The sequence below is a fragment of the Acinetobacter pengchengensis genome, assembly GCF_982235305.1.
This window is the reverse complement of the sequence record NZ_CEVATJ010000001.1, coordinates 2,103,591-2,127,839: the sequence shown is the minus strand read 5'-3', so window position 1 is coordinate 2,127,839 and position 24,249 is coordinate 2,103,591. Positions and strand designations below refer to the sequence as shown.

21 protein-coding genes are annotated in these 24,249 nt (G+C 41.6%); 12 read left to right on the top strand and 9 right to left on the bottom strand.

Annotated elements, in window-relative coordinates; translation table 11 throughout:
• Positions 1 to 180 precede the first annotated feature (180 nt).
• From AC0T5Z_RS10325 to rimI, 7 genes are all read left to right on the top strand, one after another.
• The gene (locus AC0T5Z_RS10325) at positions 181 to 1,686 is read left to right on the top strand and encodes an EcsC family protein (RefSeq protein ID WP_291341081.1); all 1,506 of its coding nucleotides are present in this window, start codon (positions 181 to 183) and stop codon (positions 1,684 to 1,686) included.
• A 138-nt stretch (positions 1,687 to 1,824) separates the two neighbouring features.
• The gene (rpsL, locus tag AC0T5Z_RS10320) at positions 1,825 to 2,199 is read left to right on the top strand and encodes a 30S ribosomal protein S12 (protein WP_000246374.1); all 375 of its coding nucleotides are present in this window, start codon (positions 1,825 to 1,827) and stop codon (positions 2,197 to 2,199) included.
• 179 nt (positions 2,200 to 2,378) lie between these two features.
• Positions 2,379 to 2,849, top strand: coding sequence for a 30S ribosomal protein S7 (rpsG, locus tag AC0T5Z_RS10315; protein ID WP_262450776.1), 471 nt, complete (start codon positions 2,379 to 2,381; stop codon positions 2,847 to 2,849).
• 131 nt (positions 2,850 to 2,980) lie between these two features.
• Entirely contained in the window at positions 2,981 to 5,116 is a 2,136-nt protein-coding gene (gene fusA / locus AC0T5Z_RS10310) for an elongation factor G (RefSeq protein WP_291340734.1), read from the top strand.
• 95 nt (positions 5,117 to 5,211) lie between these two features.
• Positions 5,212 to 6,402, top strand: coding sequence for an elongation factor Tu (tuf, locus tag AC0T5Z_RS10305; RefSeq protein ID WP_446893300.1), 1,191 nt, complete (start codon positions 5,212 to 5,214; stop codon positions 6,400 to 6,402).
• Between the two features lie 381 nt (positions 6,403 to 6,783).
• Complete coding sequence (locus AC0T5Z_RS10300; protein WP_435337256.1) at positions 6,784 to 7,665, top strand: metal-dependent hydrolase; 882 nt, start codon at positions 6,784 to 6,786, stop codon at positions 7,663 to 7,665.
• A 103-nt stretch (positions 7,666 to 7,768) separates the two neighbouring features.
• Positions 7,769 to 8,227 carry a ribosomal protein S18-alanine N-acetyltransferase gene (gene rimI / locus AC0T5Z_RS10295; protein WP_291333935.1) on the top strand — a complete coding sequence of 153 codons (459 nt, stop codon included), beginning with the start codon at positions 7,769 to 7,771 and terminating at the stop codon, positions 8,225 to 8,227.
• Between the two features lie 39 nt (positions 8,228 to 8,266).
• Here the strand turns inward: rimI and AC0T5Z_RS10290 are convergent, their stop codons facing one another.
• From AC0T5Z_RS10290 to trxB, 3 genes are all read right to left on the bottom strand, one after another.
• Positions 8,267 to 9,082, bottom strand: coding sequence for an arginyltransferase (locus AC0T5Z_RS10290; protein WP_291333933.1), 816 nt, complete (start codon positions 9,080 to 9,082; stop codon positions 8,267 to 8,269).
• A 24-nt stretch (positions 9,083 to 9,106) separates the two neighbouring features.
• Entirely contained in the window at positions 9,107 to 9,838 is a 732-nt protein-coding gene (gene aat, locus AC0T5Z_RS10285; protein WP_435337257.1) for a leucyl/phenylalanyl-tRNA--protein transferase, read from the bottom strand.
• A 106-nt stretch (positions 9,839 to 9,944) separates the two neighbouring features.
• Positions 9,945 to 10,898: a thioredoxin-disulfide reductase gene (gene trxB / locus AC0T5Z_RS10280; protein WP_291333929.1), complete on the bottom strand. Its 954-nt coding sequence runs from the start codon at positions 10,896 to 10,898 to the stop codon at positions 9,945 to 9,947.
• A 339-nt stretch (positions 10,899 to 11,237) separates the two neighbouring features.
• Here trxB and AC0T5Z_RS10275 point away from each other — a divergent pair, with 339 nt between their 5' ends.
• Positions 11,238 to 14,420: a DNA translocase FtsK gene (locus AC0T5Z_RS10275; RefSeq protein ID WP_435337285.1), complete on the top strand. Its 3,183-nt coding sequence runs from the start codon at positions 11,238 to 11,240 to the stop codon at positions 14,418 to 14,420.
• Positions 14,421 to 14,544: 124 nt separating this feature from the next.
• On the opposite strand, the gene AC0T5Z_RS10270 is transcribed toward AC0T5Z_RS10275, so the two are convergent.
• From AC0T5Z_RS10270 to AC0T5Z_RS10245, 6 genes are all read right to left on the bottom strand, one after another.
• Positions 14,545 to 14,832, bottom strand: a complete 288-nt coding sequence (locus tag AC0T5Z_RS10270) for a PA4642 family protein (protein WP_435337258.1) — start codon at positions 14,830 to 14,832, stop codon at positions 14,545 to 14,547.
• 93 nt (positions 14,833 to 14,925) lie between these two features.
• On the bottom strand, positions 14,926 to 15,198 hold the full coding sequence (gene minE, locus AC0T5Z_RS10265) for a cell division topological specificity factor MinE (RefSeq protein WP_096902698.1): 273 nt from the start codon (positions 15,196 to 15,198) through the stop codon (positions 14,926 to 14,928).
• A gap of 2 nt (positions 15,199 to 15,200) precedes the next feature.
• Positions 15,201 to 16,013 (bottom strand): septum site-determining protein MinD, encoded by an 813-nt coding sequence (gene minD / locus AC0T5Z_RS10260; protein ID WP_096902697.1) that lies wholly within the window; start codon positions 16,011 to 16,013, stop codon positions 15,201 to 15,203.
• 69 nt (positions 16,014 to 16,082) lie between these two features.
• Positions 16,083 to 16,808 (bottom strand): septum site-determining protein MinC, encoded by a 726-nt coding sequence (gene minC / locus AC0T5Z_RS10255; protein ID WP_096902696.1) that lies wholly within the window; start codon positions 16,806 to 16,808, stop codon positions 16,083 to 16,085.
• 122 nt (positions 16,809 to 16,930) lie between these two features.
• Entirely contained in the window at positions 16,931 to 17,980 is a 1,050-nt protein-coding gene (locus AC0T5Z_RS10250) for a preprotein translocase subunit SecA (protein WP_435337259.1), read from the bottom strand.
• A 10-nt stretch (positions 17,981 to 17,990) separates the two neighbouring features.
• The gene (locus AC0T5Z_RS10245) at positions 17,991 to 18,923 is read right to left on the bottom strand and encodes an acyltransferase (protein ID WP_435337260.1); all 933 of its coding nucleotides are present in this window, start codon (positions 18,921 to 18,923) and stop codon (positions 17,991 to 17,993) included.
• A 256-nt stretch (positions 18,924 to 19,179) separates the two neighbouring features.
• On the opposite strand from AC0T5Z_RS10245, the gene AC0T5Z_RS10240 reads away from it, so the two are divergent.
• From AC0T5Z_RS10240 to AC0T5Z_RS10225, 4 genes are all read left to right on the top strand, one after another.
• Positions 19,180 to 19,833: a YiaD family glycine zipper/OmpA-like lipoprotein gene (locus AC0T5Z_RS10240; protein ID WP_435337261.1), complete on the top strand. Its 654-nt coding sequence runs from the start codon at positions 19,180 to 19,182 to the stop codon at positions 19,831 to 19,833.
• A 168-nt stretch (positions 19,834 to 20,001) separates the two neighbouring features.
• Positions 20,002 to 22,041 (top strand): UvrD-helicase domain-containing protein, encoded by a 2,040-nt coding sequence (locus AC0T5Z_RS10235; protein WP_435337262.1) that lies wholly within the window; start codon positions 20,002 to 20,004, stop codon positions 22,039 to 22,041.
• Between the two features lie 91 nt (positions 22,042 to 22,132).
• Positions 22,133 to 22,585, top strand: a complete 453-nt coding sequence (dut, locus tag AC0T5Z_RS10230; protein ID WP_435337263.1) for a dUTP diphosphatase — start codon at positions 22,133 to 22,135, stop codon at positions 22,583 to 22,585.
• A gap of 221 nt (positions 22,586 to 22,806) precedes the next feature.
• A complete protein-coding gene (locus AC0T5Z_RS10225) occupies positions 22,807 to 24,249 on the top strand; it encodes a phosphomannomutase/phosphoglucomutase (protein WP_435337264.1) in 1,443 nt (480 codons plus the stop codon).

The window sequence follows — 24,249 nt, the reverse complement described above, 5'->3', positions numbered from 1 at the left end:
GAAAGAATTTTGAATTCTTATGGCAAATATGATGCCACTTTGCAAGGAAGATCAAACTGCAGTGAAGCGGCGAATGAGATGCAGGAAGCCAACCAAAAGATACACAATCATATTGAGATAAACTTAGACTACACCTAGTATTTACCTATAAATCATAGAAATTAAAAATGAGGAGTAAGAATGTCAGATTCCAACAATAAACAATCAAGCGGATTCTTCTCGAATGCGATTGGGGTGGCTAAAAAGCTCAGTAGTACAGGCATCCATGTATTGCAGCAAGTTGCACCGGTTGCTGTAGCAAAGGATGAGCACAGTGCAAAATCAGGGCAAATTATTGAAGGTCAGGCGCGTAGTTTTAGTGCTTTTCAAGCACGTCAATATGATAATCCTCAACACATGCTCAGACAGCACGTGCCACAAGTTTCACGTCAGCTTTTAGGTCGTCACTATAACCGCGTCAATCAGGTGGCAAGTTTTGTGTCGCCCGATTTTTCCGATAAAATTTCAGATTATTTATTTGATCAGTTGAATAGTTTTACTTCCAATATTAGCTCAGTTGATGATGTGCTTGATCAGGCTGGTGTACGTGATTTAGAAGAATTGACTCAAGATGTGGATCGTTCTAAACGAATTAGTCAGGCACTCGCAGAACAAAATAAATGGATTGCATCACTGCAAGGCGCATTAACAGGTGCAACGGGAGTGATTGGCTCAACCATTGATGTGCCTGCATCTATTGTGATGTCTTTGCGTACCATTTATCAGGTGGGGCGTGCCTACGGTTTTGAACTGAATAAAGATACCGAGCAAGAAATTGTTCAGTTTATTTTTAAACAAATTGATTTAGGTGTCATTGCAGAAAAGCAAGCAGTGTTGATGGGGTTAAAAACCTTATCCAATATGCTGCAAACTCATGATGTGCATCAACTACAGAATATGCTCGGTTCAAGCAATGATTATGAGGCATTAAAGAAATACTTCTTGAATGAGCAAGGTCAAGTCAAATGGTCTTGGTTGAACCATGTACCTAAGTTTTCCATGTTGAATAAACTCACGCCTGTAGCAACCGCATCGGTGAGTGCAGTATATAGCTGGAAATTAGTTGAGGATGTGCATCAAAAGGCACAGCAAGTGTTTTCAAATGCTCGCAGCTATTTAATTCAGCATAAAGACAGCAATTTATCTGCCATTCATGCTTATGAAAAATCATTAGAATTACTGGCACAGGCTGCGCCTAAACTCTTGGAACAATTGAAGGGCAATGAAGCCAAACATGCGCAAGATGCTTTGGTAGAGGGGCAAGAGCGCGCGGAATCTGCACCGTCAGATGCTCTAGTGCAAACCTTATCAGACCATGAAAGTATTCGAACGGTAAAAGTGCAGAAAAAATCGGACAAAGTGGAAACAACGGCAGCACAGCGAGATGAAAATATTCAGCAAGGTTTAGTAGAACTGGCAGATCAAATGCTAGAGCCACATGCTGAAGTTGCACCGCAAAAACCAGCTGTACCTGCTGATGAAATTGATGAATATATGCTAGAAGATGCTTTGGAGCCTGTGAAAGATTCAACCCAAATGGCTGAAACTGTTTCAGATAATTCAGTAACATCAAGCAAAGAAACTGCAAGGCAGGTTACAAAAAAACCGAGAACTCGTACAAGTACTCGCAAGCCAAAAGCTGAATAAAAACAAGTGATAAGTAGAAATTGGGTTGGTGTTTTAACTGCCTATGCAATATTGACCATTATTCTATCTTCGCTTACAATTGCATGCCCTCAAAAAGTAGTATGTTTTGGGGCTTTTTAATAACGGGAGAATTGCCACATGGCAACAACAAATCAGTTGATCCGTAAGGGTCGTACGACTTTGGTTGAAAAATCAAAAGTTCCTGCGTTGAAGGCTTGTCCACAACGTCGTGGTGTTTGTACACGTGTTTACACAACTACACCTAAAAAACCTAACTCAGCAATGCGTAAAGTTTGCCGTGTGCGCTTAACTTCAGGTTTTGAAGTTTCTAGCTACATCGGTGGTGAAGGTCACAACCTACAAGAGCACAGCGTTGTTCTTATCCGTGGTGGTCGTGTTAAAGACTTACCAGGTGTACGTTACCATACCGTTCGTGGTTCTTTAGACTGTGCTGGCGTGAAAGATCGTAACCAGTCGCGTTCTAAATACGGTGCTAAACGTCCTAAGAAATAATCTTTTAAAGATTAAGCTCTTAGTTCGTAGAACTGCAATCCTTTATCGTCTCGCTTGTCTGATTTCTGCATTTAATTTTGTGAAATTCAAGCGACGTGTAGTAAGGCCAGCGAAATGCACACGACACTTTGTGCTACGGCTGGATCACCCTGAAGTGTCATATTTATAGGTAGTTTAAAATGCCAAGACGTCGCGTAGTCGCTGCTCGTGAAATCCTTCCGGATCCTAAATTCAGCAGCCAAACAATCGCTAAATTCATGAACCACGTAATGCAAGATGGTAAAAAATCTATTGCTGAAAGTATCGTTTACGGTGCTTTAGACCGCGTTCAAGAAAAATCTAAAGTAGACCCAGTTGAATTTTTTGAAGCTACGCTTGAAAAAGTTCGTCCAATGGTCGAAGTAAAAGCACGCCGTGTTGGTGGTGCTACTTATCAAGTTCCTATGGAAGTACGCCCATCCCGTCGTACTGCTTTAGCGATGCGTTGGTTGGTAGATGCTGCTGCTAAGCGTTCTGAAAAAACTATGGCTTTACGTCTTGCTGGTGAGTTGCTTGATGCATCTGAAGGTAAAGGCGCAGCGGTTAAAAAACGTGATGACGTGCATCGTATGGCTGAAGCCAACAAAGCATTCTCTCACTACCGCTTCTAAGCGACTAAAACAGGCCCTAATCAGGAGGGTGATGAATCGGTTGTCACTGAATTGTCATCAAATCGCTTTAAGTTGCTAGGCAGCTTAAAGCGTCCTGTTTTAAACAACAAAATTTAGGAATGCTAGAAATCATGGCACGTCAAACCCCAATTTCTCGTTATCGTAACATTGGTATCTCTGCGCATATTGATGCGGGTAAAACCACCACTACAGAACGTATTTTGTTCTACACAGGTGTATCTCACAAAATTGGTGAAGTACACGATGGTGCAGCAACAATGGACTGGATGGAGCAAGAGCAAGAGCGTGGTATTACCATTACTTCTGCTGCTACTACTACCTTCTGGTCAGGTATGTCTAAGCAATTCCCTGAACACCGTATTAACGTAATTGATACACCGGGACACGTTGACTTCACTATTGAAGTTGAGCGTTCTATGCGTGTTCTTGATGGTGCATGTATGGTTTACTGTGCTGTAGGTGGTGTACAACCTCAGTCTGAAACTGTATGGCGTCAAGCAAACAAATACCAAGTACCTCGTTTAGCATTCGTGAACAAGATGGACCGTACAGGTGCAAACTTCTTCCGTGTTGTTGAGCAAATGAAGACACGTTTAGGCGCGTCTCCAGTACCTGTAGTCATTCCTATTGGTGCTGAAGAAAACTTCCAAGGCGTAATCGACTTGATCGAAATGAAAGCGATCATTTGGGATGAAGCGTCACAAGGTATGAAGTTTGAGTACGGTGAGATTCCAGCTGATCTTCAAGCGACTGCTGAAGAATGGCGTACAAACATGGTTGAAGCTGCTGCTGAAGCTTCTGAAGAGCTCATGGATAAATACCTAGAAGAAGGCGAACTATCTAAAGAAGATATCGTTGCTGGTCTACGTATTCAAACTTTGGCTTGTCAAATTCAACCAATGCTTTGTGGTACAGCATTCAAAAACAAAGGTGTTCAACGTATGTTGGACGCAGTAATTGAATTCTTGCCATCACCTACAGAAGTGAAAGCAATTGAAGGTGTTCTTGACGACAAAGCTGAAACTAAAGCGATTCGTGAAGCATCTGACGAAGCTCCGTTCTCTGCACTTGCGTTCAAAATCATGAACGACAAATTCGTAGGTAACTTAACGTTCGTTCGTGTTTACTCTGGTGTTCTTAAGCAAGGTGATTCTGTTTATAACCCAGTTAAATCTAAACGTGAGCGTATCGGTCGTATCGTGCAAATGCACGCGAACGATCGTCAAGACGTTGAAGAAATCCGTGCGGGTGATATCGCTGCATGTGTAGGTCTCAAAGACGTAACTACAGGTGATACACTGTGTGATGAGAAAAACATCATTACACTAGAGCGTATGGAATTCCCAGAGCCAGTAATTGCATTGGCTGTTGAGCCAAAAACGAAAGCTGACCAAGAAAAAATGTCAATTGCTTTAGGTCGCTTGGCGAAAGAAGACCCATCATTCCGCGTTCGTACAGACGAAGAGTCAGGTCAAACAATCATCGCTGGTATGGGTGAACTTCACCTTGACATCATCGTTGACCGTATGAAACGTGAATTCAACGTTGAAGCGAACATTGGTAAACCAATGGTTGCTTACCGCGAAACAATCAAAAAGACTGTTGAGCAAGAAGGTAAGTTCGTACGTCAAACTGGTGGTAAGGGTAAATTCGGTCACGTATACGTACGTTTAGAGCCGCTTGATCCTGAATCTGGTAAAGAATACGAATTCGCTGAAGAAGTTGTAGGTGGTGTAGTACCTAAAGAGTTCTTCGGTGCAGTAGACAAAGGTATCCAAGAACGTATGAAGAATGGTGTCTTGGCTGGTTACCCAGTTGTGGGCATTAAAGCGACATTATTCGACGGTTCTTACCACGATGTCGACTCTGACGAACTATCGTTCAAAATGGCAGGTTCTTACGCGTTCCGTGACGGTTTCATGAAAGCAGATCCTGTTCTTCTTGAGCCAATCATGAAAGTTGAAGTAGAAACTCCAGAAGACTACATGGGCGATATCATGGGTGACTTAAACCGTCGTCGTGGTATAGTTCAAGGCATGGACGACTTACCTGGTGGTACTAAAGCAATTCGTGCTGAAGTTCCTCTTGCAGAAATGTTTGGTTACGCAACTCACATGCGTTCTATGTCTCAAGGTCGTGCGACTTATTCTATGGAATTTGCTAAATATGCTGAAACTCCACGTAACGTGGCAGAGGGTATCATTGCTAAATTCCAGTCTGGTGGTAAAAAAGGTGACGACGAGTAATCTTTCGATTACTATAAGCGCAAACTAATTTATAGTTAAAAAACCTAATGCTCATGGAGTGATCCTCCATGAGTTGTTTTAAAAAGGAAGATCTCATGGCTAAGGCTAAGTTCGAACGTAATAAGCCACACGTTAACGTGGGCACAATCGGTCACGTTGACCATGGTAAAACAACTTTAACAGCTGCAATTGCAACTGTATGTGCAAAAAAATTCGGTGGTGAAGCGAAAGATTACGCTGCAATCGACTCTGCACCAGAAGAAAAAGCACGTGGTATTACAATTAATACTTCTCACGTAGAATACGACTCTCCAACTCGTCACTACGCGCACGTAGACTGCCCAGGCCACGCTGACTATGTTAAAAACATGATCACTGGTGCTGCTCAGATGGATGGTGCAATCCTTGTATGTGCTGCGACTGACGGTCCAATGCCACAAACTCGTGAACATATCCTTCTTTCTCGTCAGGTAGGTGTACCTTACATCGTTGTATTCTTGAATAAATGCGACCTTGTAGACGACGAAGAGCTTCTTGAGCTAGTTGAAATGGAAGTTCGTGAACTTCTTTCTACTTACGACTTCCCTGGTGATGACACTCCAGTAATCCGTGGTTCAGCTCTTCTTGCGCTTAACGGCGACGCTGGTCAATATGGTGAAGCTGCAGTTGAAGCGCTTGTTGAAGCGCTTGACACTTACATCCCAGAGCCAGTACGTGCAATCGATCAAGCATTCTTGATGCCAATCGAAGACGTATTCTCTATTTCTGGTCGTGGTACAGTGGTAACTGGCCGTGTAGAAACTGGTGTCGTGAAAGTAGGTGAAGAAGTTGAAATCGTAGGTATCAAAGATACAGTTAAAACAACTGTAACTGGCGTAGAAATGTTCCGTAAATTGCTTGACGAAGGTCGTGCAGGCGAGAACTGTGGTGTTCTTTTACGTGGTACTAAGCGTGAAGACGTACAACGTGGTCAAGTACTTGCTAAGCCAGGTACAATCAAGCCACACACTAAATTCGATGCGGAAGTATACGTACTTTCTAAAGAAGAAGGTGGTCGTCACACTCCATTCCTTAACGGTTACCGTCCACAATTCTATTTCCGTACAACTGACGTAACTGGTGCAATCCAGTTGAAAGAAGGCGTTGAAATGGTAATGCCAGGTGACAACGTTGAAATGTCAGTAGAATTAATCCACCCAATCGCAATGGACGCTGGTTTACGCTTCGCGATCCGTGAAGGTGGTCGTACTGTAGGTGCTGGTGTTGTTGCTAAAGTAACAGCATAATCGCTTTATAGTGTGAAAGAGCGCTCCGTTTGGGGCGCTTTTTTATGGCTGTATTTTGAGTGCTAGTTTTCATTTATGGATGATAGCTTGTCATACAGTTTGATGGATCAAAAAAGTCATTCTTTAAGCCTTGAATCATCTAAAAACCATTTTTTTAACTTTCTTATGCTACGGTATAGTTACCGATTTTTCTCTAAATCACAAAAATAATTTCACTTATCATTATTTTTTTCCTCATGTCCTGAATTGACAATTCGCTGTCCCTAAGTGCACTTAAATACTGCGCAGAAAACCGTAATATGAAGTCATATCGAAAAATAAAAATAGAGTGGGTTACAAGGAGTAAATAACTTCATAGTTGTAACCTCAGGAGTGAGCAACATGAATGCTAAGGTAAGTATAAGTAAACGTGCTGGGGCGAGTTTTCCTGTCCGCCGTATGAATTTCAACTTTGATACTGTACCCGAATATTGGATGGGTGGTAATGCAGGCCTAACGCATTTTATGACTGCTTTATCTGCATTATTTCCTGCAGGTGAGAAGTTTTTTATAGACAGTGTACGTGCTGTACGTTATCACCCAATACTGAAAAACAATGCAGATTTACAGAAAGAAATCAGTGCTTTCATTGGACAAGAAGCCATGCACACGCATGAGCATGTCGGTTTTAATGCCTCTGCGCAGAAATTTGGGCATGATGTTGATGCTTTGGAACGTCATACAGATACCGTGATTCAAACCACTCGAAAATTTATGGCAAAGTTAGCTAAACCGATTGGCATTACACAGGAAATGGTAGATTTAACTACAACTACTGCGCTAGAACATTTCACGGCAACGATTGCTTCACAGTTACTCAGTAATTCTCATATTCAAGAATTGATGACTGATGACACCATGAAAACCATGTGGTTGTGGCATGCAATTGAAGAAAATGAACATAAAGCTGTGGCTTATGATGTGTTTAAAGGTGTGTTTGGTAAGGGTTTGAGAGCCTATGCACTACGGACAAGTTCTTTGGTTATCTCGATGGTGATTTTGTTTTTTATACAAAACTATTTTTTATGGCGTTTATTAAAACAAGACAAGCAATTGAATTTGGAAAATTTACGCATGATTTATCGTTATGCTTATAGTCCATCCAAAGGGATTATTACCGGCATGGGCAAAGAAATGTTGTTATATTTCAATCCGAATTTTCATCCGAACGATTTTGACACCACAACATTATTAAATACTTGGAAAGCCAAATTAGGCTTCTAAACTTTTCCCTTTGGTCAGGCAACGTAAGTTGCCTTTTTTTTTGCTCGATTTTTTTGTAGTGAAATCTATAATGCCTACATCTTAGAGCACAAGATCACTTCTTATGATTCGTTTAATGCAAGCCCATGATGTCGCCGATGTGGTTGTTATTGAAAATTTGGTACAAAGTCATCCGTGGAGTGCCAACCAATTTGGTGAAGCTGTGGACAGTTATCACAGTACCGTGATTGAACACGCAGGGAAAGTAGTGGGCTTTTGTATTTTGCAACCTGTATTGGATGAAGCGAATTTGTTGTTGATGGCGGTGCATCCAAGTCAGCAAGGCAAAGGTTTAGGCTATCAATTGCTAGAACATTCTATTGCAGGCTTAAAGAATCGACCCGTTCAGATTTTTTTAGAAGTACGTGAAAGTAATTTAGCTGCGATAGCCCTGTATGAAAAATCAGGTTTTCATCAAATTGATTTACGTAAAAATTATTATCCTAAAACGGATGGGACACGCGAGCATGCCATTATTATGGTGAAATCTTGTAGTGATGATTTTGCCAGTTTGTTTAAGTAAATCTGTTCGAGGTAAAAATTGATCTTGTGTGAATTCAGTTTATTTGATGATTGAGTTATTCCAGCCTAAGGGCAGTGTGGTCATTAAAGAGTTTCCCAATTGCTGCACCTCATCGGTATTTAGGCTGCGGTTAATACGTCGCCATTGACCATCGAGCAGTAGCTCAAGTGGTACATATTGCGATTTATAATTCATTTTATTGGAATGTGGTACCCAATAGCCTAAGTATACATATTGCAGCCCCAAATGTTGCGCCTGTTCAATTTGTTTTAATACTGCAAATGTTCCGAGTGAGCGACGACTTTCGTCAGGATCAAAAAAGGTATAGACCGCAGAAATACCATCATCTAAATAATCACAGGTCGATACCGCAATAAGGCGATCTGCGTGCCAAATTTCTAAAAAGAAGCTGTTAGTACAACTGTGGATCAGGAATTTTTCAAATTGGTCACGACTGGCAGGGAACATATCACCATCGGCATGTCGTTCATTGATATAGTGTTCATACAGTGCATAATGCAAATCGCCTGCATCTTGTGGCTGCGTTATTTTTATCTGTAAATCATGATTGCGTTTCCAAGCTTTCTTTTGGGTGCTGTTCATTTTAAATTCAGCGACAGGAATGCGTGAAGAAAGGCATTGGCGGCATAAATGGCATTCAGGGCGATATACAAAATCGCCACTGCGACGAAAACCGACCCTAGAGAGTTCAGACAAAGTCAGCACATCAATTTTATGTGTAGGGTCTAAAAATACCATCCGCGCAGATTTTTCAGGTAAATAGCTGCAATCGTGCGGTGGAGTAATGTAATACTGCAAATCATTTAGCGGGGATTTTGGGTGATATGAATTCATTTTCAAGATCCCTCTCTGTTATTGTCATTCAAGTAAGCGCGCATACTGCACTATTGTTTTACTTGAAAATACACTGTCCTGATATTTTTTCCAATTGATCGCAGGCTGTTTTACAACATCTTGTAACGATTTAAGATAGTCTTGGCGAGAAATTGTACATGCGCCCAGGCTAATTAAATGGTCATTAACCAATTGACAGTCAATCCAAGGCAATTGTTGTTCTTGTCCGAGCAGCATCAAACTATAAAATGCCATTTTGGATACATCGGTACGATGGCTAAACATCGACTCGCCAAAACAGCCTTTACCAATGCTGACTCCATACAAACCACCAACTAAAAGATCTTGCTCCCAAACTTCGACACTGTAGCCATAACCTGCTGCAAAAAGCTGACAATAACCTTGAATGATTTCTTCAGAAATCCAAGTTTCATTGGCGTAGCTGCGAGGTAAAGCACAATTGCGAATCACCTGTGCAAAGGCGTGATTGATAGTAATACGATAATCCATTTTTTTCATGTTGCGGATTAAAGATTTACTGGGCTGATAATGTTGCGGAATGATCACGCAGCGCGGTTCTGGACTCCACCAGCAAATAGGATCACCTTCTGAAAACCATGGAAATAAACCATGGGTATAGGCTGCATAGAGCGTAGAAGGGGAGAGGTCTGCACCTACACAAATCAAACCTTCACCTTCAGGATCAACTTCAATAGGATCGGGGAAAATGAATTGTGAAGCGGGGAGTGTGAGCATAGCAATTGCCGTGTGAATTTTTGTGAGGAACTTGACTCATCATACCTAAAAATGTCGTGTTAAAAAAACCGCTCAAAGAGAGCGGTCTTTAAACGTAGTCACTAAATTATTTACCCAGTGCATCTAAATATTTTTCTGCATCCAATGCTGCCATACAGCCTGAACCTGCAGAAGTAATTGCTTGGCGATAAATTGAATCTGCCACATCACCCGCAGCAAAAACACCATCCACCGAAGTTTGAGTCGCATTGCCTGAAGTGCCACTTTGTACTTGGATATAACCATCACGCAAGTTTAATTGACCTTCAAACATGCCAGTATTCGGTTTGTGACCAATCGCAATGAATAAGCCAGATACATCAACATCTTGAGTAGAACCATCGGTAGTTGATTTTAAACGGACTGAAGTTACGCCTGTGTTGTCACCCAAGACTTCATCGACCTGGTTATTCCAAAGAATACTGATTTTGCCTTCTTTCACTTTTGCAAATAATTGGTCTTGCATGATTTTTTCAGAACGAAGTGAATCACGACGATGCACCAATGTCACGTGTGCTGCAATATTAGAAAGGTATAATGCTTCTTCGACAGCCGTGTTACCACCACCAACGACCATCACTTTTTGGTTTTTGTAGAAGAAACCATCACAGGTGGCGCAGGCACTTACACCCTGACCCATAAATGCTGCTTCAGATTCTAAACCTAAATATTGAGCAGTCGCGCCTGTGCAAATGATTAAAGCATCACAGGTAAATTCTTCCATATCGCCTTTGAGTACAAATGGGCGCACATTCAGGTTTACTTCATTGATATGGTCATACACGATTTCTGTGCCAAAGCGTTCTGCATGCGCTTGCATACGCTCCATTAACACTGGGCCTGTTAAACCTTCAGGATCGCCTGGCCAGTTATCAACTTCCGTGGTCGTGGTGAGTTGACCACCCAATTGTAAGCCTGCAATTAAAGTCGGTTTTAAGTTGGCGCGTGCGGCATATACTGCGGCACTATAACCTGCAGGGCCTGAACCTAAAATAATCAAACGTGAGTGACGAGCGCTCATGCACAGCATCCTTTTTTTATTCAGAAATTTATGGAATTATACGTGAAACAGGATGAGTTTGCTGTGTGATTAAAGTTGATATTACTGATCATCTAAATCGATTTGAGCTATATAGAAAAAGTTAACAACACACTTCAATAATCTTGCATCTTTTTCTAGGCAACACATGCATAATAGAAGGTCTGTTATAATTTATGGCTTGCTGTGTGATGAAGTTTGCATCGTGAAATGCGACTTAAATGCCATAGCTAAATGAAACACAGACGCTCTGAATTAGGTGGCTTTTTTAGACCATCGAGCAAACAAAACATTGATGAAGAATTGGCGACAGGACAATATATGACTGCGGTGTCGGGTGCTTATGCACAGCGCTTAATAGCGACATTATTTTTGGTCTCTTTTGGAATATATCTGTTCCTTGCAACAGTGACCTATACTCCATTTGACCCAGGTTGGATGCACATTTCTAGTGATACCCAACAGGTTTCAAATGCAAGTGGAATAGCAGGTGCATGGATTGCCGATTTATTGTTTGGCTTTTTAGGTTGGGCGAGTCTGCTCCTTCCTGCTTATTTATTTATTGAAGCTTTACAAGTCTGGTGGCCACGTAGTTTTTTAAACCGTCCATTTCGTTATGCTGCACAATTCTTCATTTTATTGGCGACCGCAAGTTTATTGTATTTATTTTGGCAAGTGCCTGCCGATACTTTAGACAATGCCTCAGGCGGCATTATCGGTTTTGAGCTTGGGAAAAGTTTGTCGCAAATTTTAACCATTTATGGGGCAACAATTTTTTTAGTCGTCTTTTGGATTTTCTTATTTACCCTCGCATTTGGGGTGAAGTGGAACAGAACCTGGGCAACTTTAAAAGCCACACCTGCTTATCTGCAAGATTTGTTCTATCGCAATGTACCTGAAGTAGAATCGGAGTTTGACCGTTCTGCACCACAGGTGAAAAAGACCGTTGTCGCTGCTGCACCTGTGGATGCTGCCAAAGTGGCATCAACCGATTCAGAAGAGAGTGAACTCGTTGTGGCACAGGTGAAACAAGCTAAAGTAACTACGCCACATCCTGCGGCAGAGCGTATGTTTAATGATATGCAGCAACGCGAAGAAGAAGAGCAACAGCCGCAGCAACAGGGATTGATACAAGATGAAATTGATGAGGTTGAATTAGAGAAAACCCTAGAAAAGGCGCATCGCTTAAAACAAGACAGCCAGCGTATTGTTGCGACAGGTGAAGTATGGCGTGCTTTACAAGAAAATACCGACAGTCAGCATAACCAAGACATTCATGCTTTATTGCGTGCTTCAGAAGAGCCTGAGTCGCATCTACAATCTAATCCTTTTGATGACGTGCTTCCTAGAACTGCAGCAGCTCAAGCCACTACAAAATCATCGTTGGATTGGGATGATGACCAAATTTTTGATGAATTGCTCGCAGCAGTTCCGCAAGGCAAAGCTGCAAGTGATTTACATAGCCCATTCCAAAATAGTGGGGCAATCGATGCTTTAGACGAGTCAGTGAACCAGCAAAAAACAGTACATCCACACTCGAATCATACGACTCACAATTTTAACGATGATCTTAGTCGATTTGAGTCAGATTTTACTCCGCCATCTTCAAGTGCCTCGAATGCGCAAAACCATGCTATACGCCAAGAACGTCATTTGCAGCATGATTTAGACAGTTTAGATGATTTATTGGTGGATGATCTTTTAGCTGATGAGTTACAGCAAGATTCATTTCAAGATCAAACACCTGTAACGCGCAGTACTAACAGTTATGCACAAAGTTCAGCTTTTGTTCAGGCACCTATTCAGACAGCAGCTGCCGCCACGATGGCAAGCGCAGCGACTGCTACACAGGCTGATCATGCAGAAAAAGCAGCATTATCCAAAGAAGCATTTATCGAAGCTTGGCAGGAAAATGCAGGCAAACCTCAAGACGAATATGACTTCGATTTTGATGCGCCCTTGACCGATGCACATGGTCGCCCGATGTCCCGTGCTATGCAGGTCGCAGAAAAACGCCGTGATTTATCGCCATTACCAGGTTTGGACTTGCTCGATAAAGTCGATCCAAACAAAAAAGTAAATTTCACCGCAGAACAATTATCACGCTTGTCGGAATTGCTGGAAATTAAATTACAGGAATTTAATGTCAAAGCCAAAGTCGTTGAAGCGCAGCCTGGCCCTGTCGTGACTCGTTTTGAGCTGGATTTGGCACCCGGAGTCAAAGCTTCGAAAGTCACCAACATTTCCCGTGACTTGGCACGTTCAATGTCGATGGCATCGGTACGTGTAGTCGAAGTCATTCCTGGTAAGCCGTATATTGGTATTGAAGTACCGAATAGTTCACGTGAAATGGTACGTTTGATTGAGTTATTACAAACGCCTGCTTTTGAAGATCCAAACGGCATTTTATCTATGGCGATGGGGAAAGACATTTCAGGTAATCCCGTCATTACTGAATTGGGCAAAGCACCACACATGTTGGTGGCAGGGACGACTGGTTCTGGTAAATCGGTGGCAGTGAACTCGATGATTTTGTCGATGTTGCTGAAATACAAGCCTGATCAATTGCGTTTAATTTTGATTGATCCGAAACAACTAGAGCTTGCTAACTATAACGATATTCCACACTTGTTGACGCCTGTGGTGACGGACATGAAAGATGCAGTCAGTGCCTTAAATTGGTGTGTCAATGAAATGGAACGTCGCTATAAGTTGATGTCTTTTCTTAAAATTCGTAAATTAAGTGACTATAACCGTAAGGTTGAAGAATCCATTGCCAATGGTGAAGATTTAATTGATCCAACTTGGAAACCTGGCGATTCTGCAACGCAGGAACGTGCACCGCGCTTAACGCCATTGCCATCCATTGTCATTGTGGCAGATGAGTTTGCCGATATGATTATGCAAGTAGGAAAGAAAGCGGAAGAAATGATTACCCGGTTAGCACAAAAATCACGGGCAGCAGGGATTCACTTACTCTTGGCAACTCAGCGTCCATCGGTAGATGTGATTACTGGTCTAATTAAAGCCAACATTCCAACTCGTGTGGCTTTACGTGTAAACTCAAAAATTGACTCACGTACTATTTTGGATGCAGGCGGAGCAGAAGATCTGCTCGGCCATGGTGACATGCTGTTTTTAGGGCCTGGTAAAATTGAGCCAGAACGTGTACATGGTGCATTTATTTCAGATGATGAAGTCAACCGTATTTGTGATGCATGGCGTGAGCGTGGTGATCCAGACTATGTTGATGAAATCTTGACACCATTTGATGAAGAACCGTCCTCACGTGGTTTTGAAGATGGGGAGGGCAGTCCAGACCGTGATGTGCTATATGATCAGTGTGTGGCATTTGTACTGGAAACACGTAAAGTATCGACCTCATCTTTACAGCGCAAATTTAGCTTGGGCTATAACCGTGCAGCGCGTATTGTTGATCAGATGCAAGAGCAAGGTATTGTGAGCGAGCAGGGTGCAAATGGAAAACGTGAAATTTTAGTGTAAAGCTTCGCTTTCTGTTTGATCTTGAATTAAGTGCTGCAGTAAAAAATCCCGCAATTCAATATTGCGGGATTTTTTTAACTCAACCGCTTTGGCTGAGTTTTGCAAAATGCTGTGATTAAGCAGTTTAAGCAAACTTGGCTAAAACTGCTAAAAAACCATCTTTCTGACGAGGAAATTCAGCAATTACATCATGAATACGCTGACCTTGAGGGTTGGTGGCATTTACATCGCGACCATCGGCAACAAATTGTGTTAGTAGACGTTCATAATCGCTTGGACGCATGTGTTTAAATGCGTGATAGAGTACGTGAAAATCTGCATTCACACCTGCTGGTGGAAGTTGATTCAAGTAGGCAAATACACGTTCATCCGACCATGCCTCGTTAAAGGTCGCAGGTTGAGATAATGCCATAGCAATCTCCTTTATATTCTTTTGAAAAAATAGGGCAAAATAACTTGCGTTATTTTGCCCTGATTCAATTTGCTTGACTAATCAGTATTCAGATTATCGCTCTTCAGGCAAATTGATATTCATTTCTAACATTTCAATATTGGCTTCTGAACGCACAGACATTTGAATATGTTGTTCATCGACACCACGCACATAGCGGTTTACCACTTGCATAATTTCTTTTTTCATCTGATCAATTTTGTCTTGGCTTAAGCGTTTACCCAGACCTTGTTCAGAAGCAACAATCACTTTTAAGCGATCTTTAGCTGTTTGTGCGCTAGATGGCTTGTCTTCACCGCTAAATAATTTGCTCCAAAATCCTGCCATGTCTACGCTCCAAATAACCGTGCTAACCAACCTTTCGGTTTTGTTTCAATATGGCGAAACGGACGTTCTTCACCCAAGAAACGTGCAACCAAGTCATCGTACGCCTGACCTGCAGCGGCATCGCTATACAGAATCACAGGTTTACCTTCGTTAGATGCTTGAAGTACGCTCTTACATTCAGGAATCACACCTAAAGTTGGTACACGTAAAATATCTTTAGAAATATCGTCAATAGTTAGCATTTCTTGTTTATCGGCACGTTCTGGGTTGTAACGTGTAATACACAAGTGCTTACGCACACGACCTTCATTTTGTTCTACTTTTTTGGTTTTGCTGTCAAGCATACCAATAATACGGTCAGAGTCACGTACTGAAGAAATTTCAGGGTTAGTCACAATAATCGCTTCATCGGCATGGTACATTGCAAGAATGGCACCGCGCTCAATCCCTGCAGGTGAGTCGCAAATAATGTAATCAAACTCTTGTGCCAACTCATCCATAATACGTGCCACACCTTCATCGGTGAGGGCATCTTTATCACGGGTTTGTGAAGCTGGAAGAATATAAAGGTTTTCGATATCTTTATCGCGAATTAATGCTTGTTGTAAACGCGCTTCATTATTTAATACATTCACAAAATCATAAACAACGCGACGTTCACAACCCATAATTAAGTCAAGGTTACGTAAACCCACGTCAAAATCGATAACAACAGTTTTGTGACCACGTAGGGCTAAACCTGTTGCAAAAGATGCACTTGTAGTGGTTTTACCTACGCCACCTTTGCCTGATGTTACGACAACAATTTTCGCCACCGAATCCACTCCTGTTATGGTTTAAATTCCCCTATATTTTTTCGGGGATTTTTGGTGATTATTTATACATTAAAATTGTAGAGCTTCAAATACAAGCTCTTGGTTATCATTTAAGTAAATATGCACAGGTTTTTTAGTCACATGCTGAGGAATATCGTCCGCCACGCAATACGTGCCTGCAATAGATACCAATTCTGCTTCTAGGGAATGACAGAAAATTCGTGCCGCAATATTCCCGCCCGCGCCGGCAATGACTCTACCACGTACACTACCATAAATATGTATATTTCCTGAAGCAATCACTTCAGAACCGCTGTTGATGCCTGCGGTTAAAATAATGTCGCCCTGATGTTGTACCAAGCATTGACCTGTACGCAAAATTTCATCGTGATAAGACGTAATATGCGCTACAGCAGGTGCAGTTTCAGCAACTTGATTTTCCGTCTGTTGCTGTTCTGCCGCAGGTTCAGGTTTTACTTCAACCACTTGTTCTTTGGTGGCTTTCACTTCCTGCAATGGACGGTCTTGCGGGATGACAGGGAACTGAATAGCACGTGCCTGATCTGCCATAATGCCTTCAGTCACAGCAATTGGCTGTGCTTCTAGGCTAATTAGCAATTGAATTAGCGCAATCAATTCTTGTTCGACTGAACTTTCAATGACCACCAAAACCCCTGGTGGAAATGATTTTTGCAACATTGGGCTTAGTTGCTGGCGGATCGCATCATGATCATTGGTGTCTAAGCTAATGCGAATCGCATTGACCAATCTGCCTTTTATCCGTATGTCAGCCATAATGATTCCTTAAGACTTCTGACCTGTTCATTGTTGTCGAAGTAAATGTTGTAAATAGAGCAAATCCTAGAACAAAATGAAGGATTGCACTAGCTGCGTTTGTAATATTTTTATCTTAATGCTTATTCTTTGGCTTGATCATATTTTTCGAGCTCTTCTAACCACTGTTTCACCTTAACTTGCTTGCGAATAGCATCCAAACTTTCATAGACCACAGACTCAACCAATTGTTCCAAAGACTGATTATCAATTTTTAAATCACTGACTTTTTCAGCTATTAAGCGATAGGTAGCATTGGGCTGTGTAGGATTTCCAGTCACCATTGGTTCCAGTAAACCTTGTGTGATGTTTTCACCGAGTCGTTGTCCGATACTTTGAATTTGTTGCTCAATTCTTCCACCCACAATTGGAATCAAACGCAGTAATTGGGTCAGTTCAGGGGTATCTTCAATCGCACGATTGATAATCAGACCGACATTTTGGGTAATTAAATACTGTCGCTGTTTCAATTCAGTGGCCAAAGACTCTTGTAAAATTTCAGCCAATGCTTGTGCAAATAAAGCCCGATGATGATCGACCAGATCATGGATAATTTTTTTATGGGTCGAACTGGTATTTAATTCGTGCTTCACCCCATCTAATACAGTAATGACGACTCGGTCAGAGAGTTCTTCCATCACCACACGGTAGTAAAATTTGGCCTTGATTTGTAACGACTTAGGAATTACGTTATAGCCTAATTCATGCAGTCGAAAAGCAATCACCCCTGCACGAAATAATCTTAAAAAACGTAAATGAGGAATAATCGCTAAAATTTCGTACCAATGAATAAAGGGAAAGAAAAACCAGCGACGATGGTGTCGATACACGATGGCAATGCCCCAACGCACCAATAATTCAGTAATTAAGAACAGAATAAACCAAGCTTCTGTGGTGATGACCCATGGATGCAAATGCTCACGATAGAAGTTTAAGACACTTTCTAGGTGAATAGCATGGAAAAACCATCCACCGATATTGCTCATGATAAAAAAATTAGCACACAAACAAAACAAGTTAAAAATGATGAGAAACACCATAAAAATGTCATAGATCAAAAACAGTTTGAAATACAAACTTTGAGGATCAACCTGATGATATTTAGACTTTTTGACTTGGTTATTCTGCATCATGCATAGACTCTTACTGGGTTAAATTCGACTTTGAGTATTTGGCTTTCATTTTTTCAATCAACTGGTCTTTTTCAGTCCAAAGTTGATCGACCCACTGTTGGAATTTTTCTCGAAAGTCTGCATCGTCTTCATAGTTTCCAGCGAGTACCCATGCTGGAATATCAATTTTACGCAAATTGACCGCAATTCGTGGGACTTCCCCGAGCCAAAATTCGCTATAGCCAGGTGCGCCGTCGGGATAGACAATGGTCATATCCACTAAGGCATCAATTTGATCACCCAAAATATTCAATGCCAAAGCTAAACCACCAGCTTTTGGCTTTAATAAATGTTGATAAGGCGATTGTTGTTGATCATGTTTTTCTTGGGTAAAGCGTGTGCCTTCTAAATAATTCAGCAGGGTAAAGGGCTGACTTAATAACTGTTGGCAGGCTTTACGCGCTTCTTCCATATCGTGGTCTTTCAGCTCAGGTTTTTTGGCAATTTGTGCTTTGCTGTGACGCTTCATCATTGGGAAGCCTAAAATTTTAAAGGCTTGTCCTACAAAGGGAATAAAGATCAGTTCCCACTTGGTAAAAAAGCGGGTCAATGGCATACGGGTTAAGCCAAAATACTGATTTACTGTGGTATCGACCCAACTTTGATGGTTACAGGTCATGAGATAACGACCTTGCATGCTCAGTTGCAAATCTTCATCAATGCTGATATCCCATTGGGTATTGGGTAATACATGATCAATCAGCCAGTTGTTTACACTGAGCCAACTGTTGGTAATTTGAATATTGGTTTCATCGACCTTACGTGACTGCTTTAACAGTTTGGTTAAGCCCAAAGCCAACACAGGAGGGCCGTGAAAAAATGTACTGCCAGTGATGACTGTACCCACGGTGAGACCTTTTGTGATTTTTTTTAATAAAGGGTGTTTCTTTGCTTGCGATGACATATAAATCAATCCTGAAGATAAATCGTCCAATGCGTCACGTGTTTGTAGATGACTCCAATATAAATGTTGTTTTTAAAATAAAAAAGTGTTGAAGTGAAAGTGTGTAGAAATTGTGATGAAGTTATACCAAGATTTGTACACGATCATGAAGAATTGTAAGTAAAAGTTTTTTTATTAACAAAAAATCAATGGTCTAAGTATATTTTTTCATTCAATATTCCGCATATACAACAAAACACAAGTAAGGAGGCATGCCATGCGTGCATTAGCAATTTCGGCAGCAGTCGTAGGTGCAATGGTTTTAACTGGTTGTCAAACGACTGGTAACAACCTTGGTGGTATAGAATATGACAAAACTGCGTTAGGCACAGTAATTGGCGCTGCTGCAGGTTATGGGGTCTCTAAAAGTAATGCAAATACAAGCGCACAAAATAACCGTGCTGCAGCGATTGGTGCTGTGGTGGGTGCTGCTGCGGGTGTTTATCTTGACAACAAAGAAAAACAACTTCGTCAACAAATGGCAGGCACTGGTGTAGAAGTAAACCGTAATCCAGATGGTTCTGTAGGCTTAATCATGCCAGGTAACATCACGTTTGATACTAACAAATCAAACATCAAACCAAACTTCTATTCTACCTTGGACAAAGTAGCGCAAACGCTAACCCAAGATAACAAGAGTGGTATTTTGGTAACAGGTTATACCGATAGTACTGGTAACGATGCAATCAACATTCCATTGTCTCAAGCACGTGCACAATCTGTTGCGAACTACCTTGCTGGTAAAGGCGTAGCACGTACTCGTATCAATGCACAAGGTCACGGTGCTGCAAACCCAATCGCATCGAATGCGACTGCAGAAGGTCGTGAGCAAAACCGTCGTGTAGAAATCAGCATTTATGCAATCCAATAATCTGGCATTGTATAGACTGTAAAAAACCGCCTTCGGGCGGTTTTTTTATGCAAGCATTTTTAGGGGTTACTCAGCAAATAGACAATGAGGTTTAAAGTAGCATTTTAGATTAGTCATCTTTGGTGGAGATGACTATAATCGAGCACGAACCGAAATAGAGGAAATACTATGTCACTGGCAAGTCAGTTAAACGACAAGCAACTTGAAGCGATGAAATACACTCAAGGACCCTTGTTAGTGCTTGCAGGGGCGGGTTCAGGCAAAACTTCGGTGATTACCCGAAAAATTGCCTATTTGGTGAAGCATTGTGGGATTCCTGCGCATCGTATTACAGCGATGACTTTTACCAATAAAGCAGCACGCGAAATGAAAGAGCGTGTGACCAAACTATTGTCACGTGAAGAAGCCAAAGGTTTGTCTGTTTCGACTTTCCACACCTTTGGTCTGAATTTATTGCGTCTTGAATTAAAACACACGCCATTAAAAGCCAATTTCTCGATTTTAGATGCCGATGACTGCAAACGTATTCTGATGGACTTAATGCACCGAGATAATTTGTCGGGTGCAGAAAGCAAAGAATTGATTGCTAAAGCCATGAAGATGATTTCAGACTGGAAAAACGATCTGATTGCACCAGAGCAGGCGCATACTACGTGTGAAACGCCAGAAGACATCCAGTTCGCACATTTATATCAACTTTATGAACGTAATTTACGTGCCTATAATGCGGTAGATTTTGATGATTTAATTGTAATGCCGACACGACTTTTGCAAGAAAATGCCGAAGTACGTGACAAGTGGCAAAACCGTGTTCGTTATTTATTGGTCGATGAGTATCAAGATACCAACACCGCACAATATATCTTGGTGAAATTACTTGTAGGTGTGATGGGGCAGTTCACTGCGGTAGGTGATGACGACCAATCTATTTATGCATGGCGCGGTGCTAAGCCTGAAAATATGGCCTTACTGAAAGATGATTTCCCGAATTTAAAAGTGATTAAACTTGAGCAAAACTATCGTTCGACCAGTCGTATTTTAAAAGCAGCCAACACTGTTATTGGTAATAATCCACATATTTTTGATAAAAAACTCTGGTCAGATAAAGGTCATGGTGAAGTGATTCGGGTGATCACTTGCCGTAACGATGATGATGAATCAGAACGCGTGGTGAAAGACTTACTCACCCATAAGTTAATGAACGGTAAAAGCTGGAAAGATTATGCGATTTTGTATCGTGGTAACTTTCAGGCACGCATTTTGGAAACCCAATTGCGCCAAATGCAAATTCCGTACAAGCTTTCAGGTGGTCAATCGTTCTTTGCGCGCGCTGAAATCAAAGACATCATGAGTTATTTGCGTTTGATTATTAATCCTGAAGATGACAGCGCATTCTTACGCATTATTAATACGCCTAAACGCGCGATTGGCCCTGTGACTTTGGAAAAACTAGGGCTGTTTGCACAAGAAAACCATTTGTCATTATTGGCTGCTGCAGGTGATCAGCGCCTGACGATGGCAATTCCGAAAAAAGCCACGACACAGTTGGCAGAGTTTGCAGATTTTATTGGTAACTTTACCCGTAATTTATTGGAAGATGATGAGCCTGTGCCAATCATCCGTCAAATGATGCTCGAAGCAGGTTATATCGACTACATTAAAGAGCAAGCAGCCACCCCTGCGCAGGAAAAAACCAAGCTGGATAATATTGAAGTTCTGTATAGCAGCATCCAAAGTTTGATTAACCGCGCTGAAGATGTCGATGAAAAAAATATTGAAAGTGTGATTCGTAAAATGGTGCTGTTGGATATGCTCGAACAGCAACAGGAAGAAGAAGACACTGATAAAGTCAATTTACTCACCCTGCATGCGTCCAAAGGCTTGGAATTTCCGTACGTGTATTTAATTGGTTTGGAAGAAGAGCTTTTGCCGCATAAAAACTCGATTGTGGCAGATACTGTCGAGGAAGAACGCCGCTTGATGTACGTGGGGATTACTCGTGCACGTCAGGGCTTAACCATTACTTTGGCAGAGCAGCGCAAAGCGGGCGGGCAAATGAAACAAATGACCCCAAGTCGTTTTTTGGATGAATTACCACAAGATGAATTGGAATGGCTCGGACGTAAGAAAAAGTTAGCTGGTGATGTCGATCCGAAATTACAGGCACATCATTATTTGGAAAATTTACGTGCTCTGATTAAGCGCTGAAAAACATTCAGCGGTGTTGATGCAAGTACAGCATCAAAGGGCATAATTTATATCGAAATTACATTGAAAATTTAAAAACAGGATAAACTTCATGAAAGTTCAAGTTAAAGTCTTAGATTCACGTTTAGGCACAGAATGGCCAATGCCAACTTATGCAACCTCAGGTTCGGCAGGTTTGGACTTACGTGCTTGTGTAGACAGCAGCACCGTGATTGAGCCAGGTCAAACTGTATTGGTCAAAACAGGTTTAGCGATTTATATTCAAGATACAGGTTTTGCAGGCATGATTTTGCCGCGTTCAGGCTTAGGTCACAAACATGGCATCGTGTTAGGTAACTTGGTGGGTTTGATTGATTCAGATTATCAGGGTGAGTTGATGGTTTCGGTTTGGAACCGTAGCCAAACTGCATTTAACCTAGAACCTGGTGAGCGCTTAGCGCAATACGTTTTGGTTCCTGTGGTGCAGGCTGAGTTTGAACAGGTAGATGAATTTGTGGCCACTGAACGTGGTGCAGGTGGTTTTGGGCATACGGGTAAAAACTGAGTTTACTTAGGTTTTAGCTTATATCGTTTGGTAAAGTTTTATCTGAAACTTTACCAGCAATTCTTGAAAAGTAACGCAAGATGTACTAATAATGACAAACATATTTCTTGATGATTTGAGACGATAATTCCTACTTAAAAAAGTTTGATTAGAATTTTTTAAAATTTAGAGAGCCAAGATTTATTCATTTTATGTTGGCTCATCTTTGTAGTTGTAAGCCTATGAACAATCCACAAACACTTTTTCCTCAGCATATTTTTCGCGCTTACGACATACGTGGCAAAGAAACTGTGCTGACTGTGAAATTGATACACGCGATTGCACAAGGATTGGTGCAACAATATCAACAACAACAGCAAACTCAAATTAGTATTGGTTATGATGCGCGTTTAAATAGTCCTGCTTATGCTGAAATTGTGCGTCAAGCGTTTCTTGCCCATCAATTTCAAGTGACGATGGTGGGGTGTTGTTCCAGCCCGATGTTGTATTTTATGGCACGACATACTGCAGGTAACGGCATTATGCTTACGGCCAGTCATAATCCAAAATCGGACAACGGCATTAAATGGATAGTACAGGGCGAACCACCAACCCCTGAAATGATTCAACAAGTGGCACAAGATGCAGCACCACATTATTTAAATACCGATGCGGCAACCTTCATTGAATTACAACATGCTGACAATATTTCTCATGAATTTATTGAAGATGCGTGTCAACAATATCAAAATGCGATGTTGCAGGATCTCCATCTGGCACGCCCTTATAGAGTGGTGCTAGATGGGATGTATGGCTCGGCTGGGCATTGTGCTGCTTTGGTGTTGCAAAAGATGGGTTGTGAGGTGATTGCTTTACGCTGCGAAGCCAATGGTCATTTTCCAGAGCATGCACCCGATCCATCACAAGAAAAACACTTACAACATTTAAAAGCTGCGGTTCATGAACATCAGGCAGACATTGGCATTGCTTTAGATGGCGATGGTGACCGTGTCGTCTTGTTGGATGAACGCGCAAAAGTGCTGTCTGCAGATCGCTTGTTGTCTTTATTTGCAGAAATGTGCTTAAAAACCCATCCTCAGCATCAAGTGGTGTTTGATGTAAAATGCTCCACCATGGTTCGCAATACCGTACGTGATTTGGGTGGCGAAGCGGTGATGATTCGTACAGGCAGCACCTTCTTGCGTCGTTATTTGGCTCAGTCACAAGGCAAAGCTGTGTTCGGTGGCGAATACGCGGGACATTATGTATTTAATGATGGACGTGGTTTTGGCTATGATGATGGTATTTATGCTGCCTTACGCGTGCTTGAATATTTAAGCCACAGTACATACAGCAGTCTTTCAGCACTGATGCAGAAATATCCTGAGCGTTGCTGCACTGAAGATACGTATATCAGCACACGGAATATTGAACCGAGTACGGTTTTAAATGATGTTGAAAGTTATAGCCATCGTAGTGGGGCAGAATTAAGTAAAATAGATGGTATAAGACTTGATTTTGAAGATGGTTTTGGCATTATTCGAGCATCTAATACAGGCGAATATTTTACGGTGCGTTTTGATGCTGATAATCCAACACGACTGAATGATATCCGCGATACATTTGTTTCCATGTTAAGTGAGCGATACCCTGAAATCGCCCAAGACATTTTAGATGCTCAATAA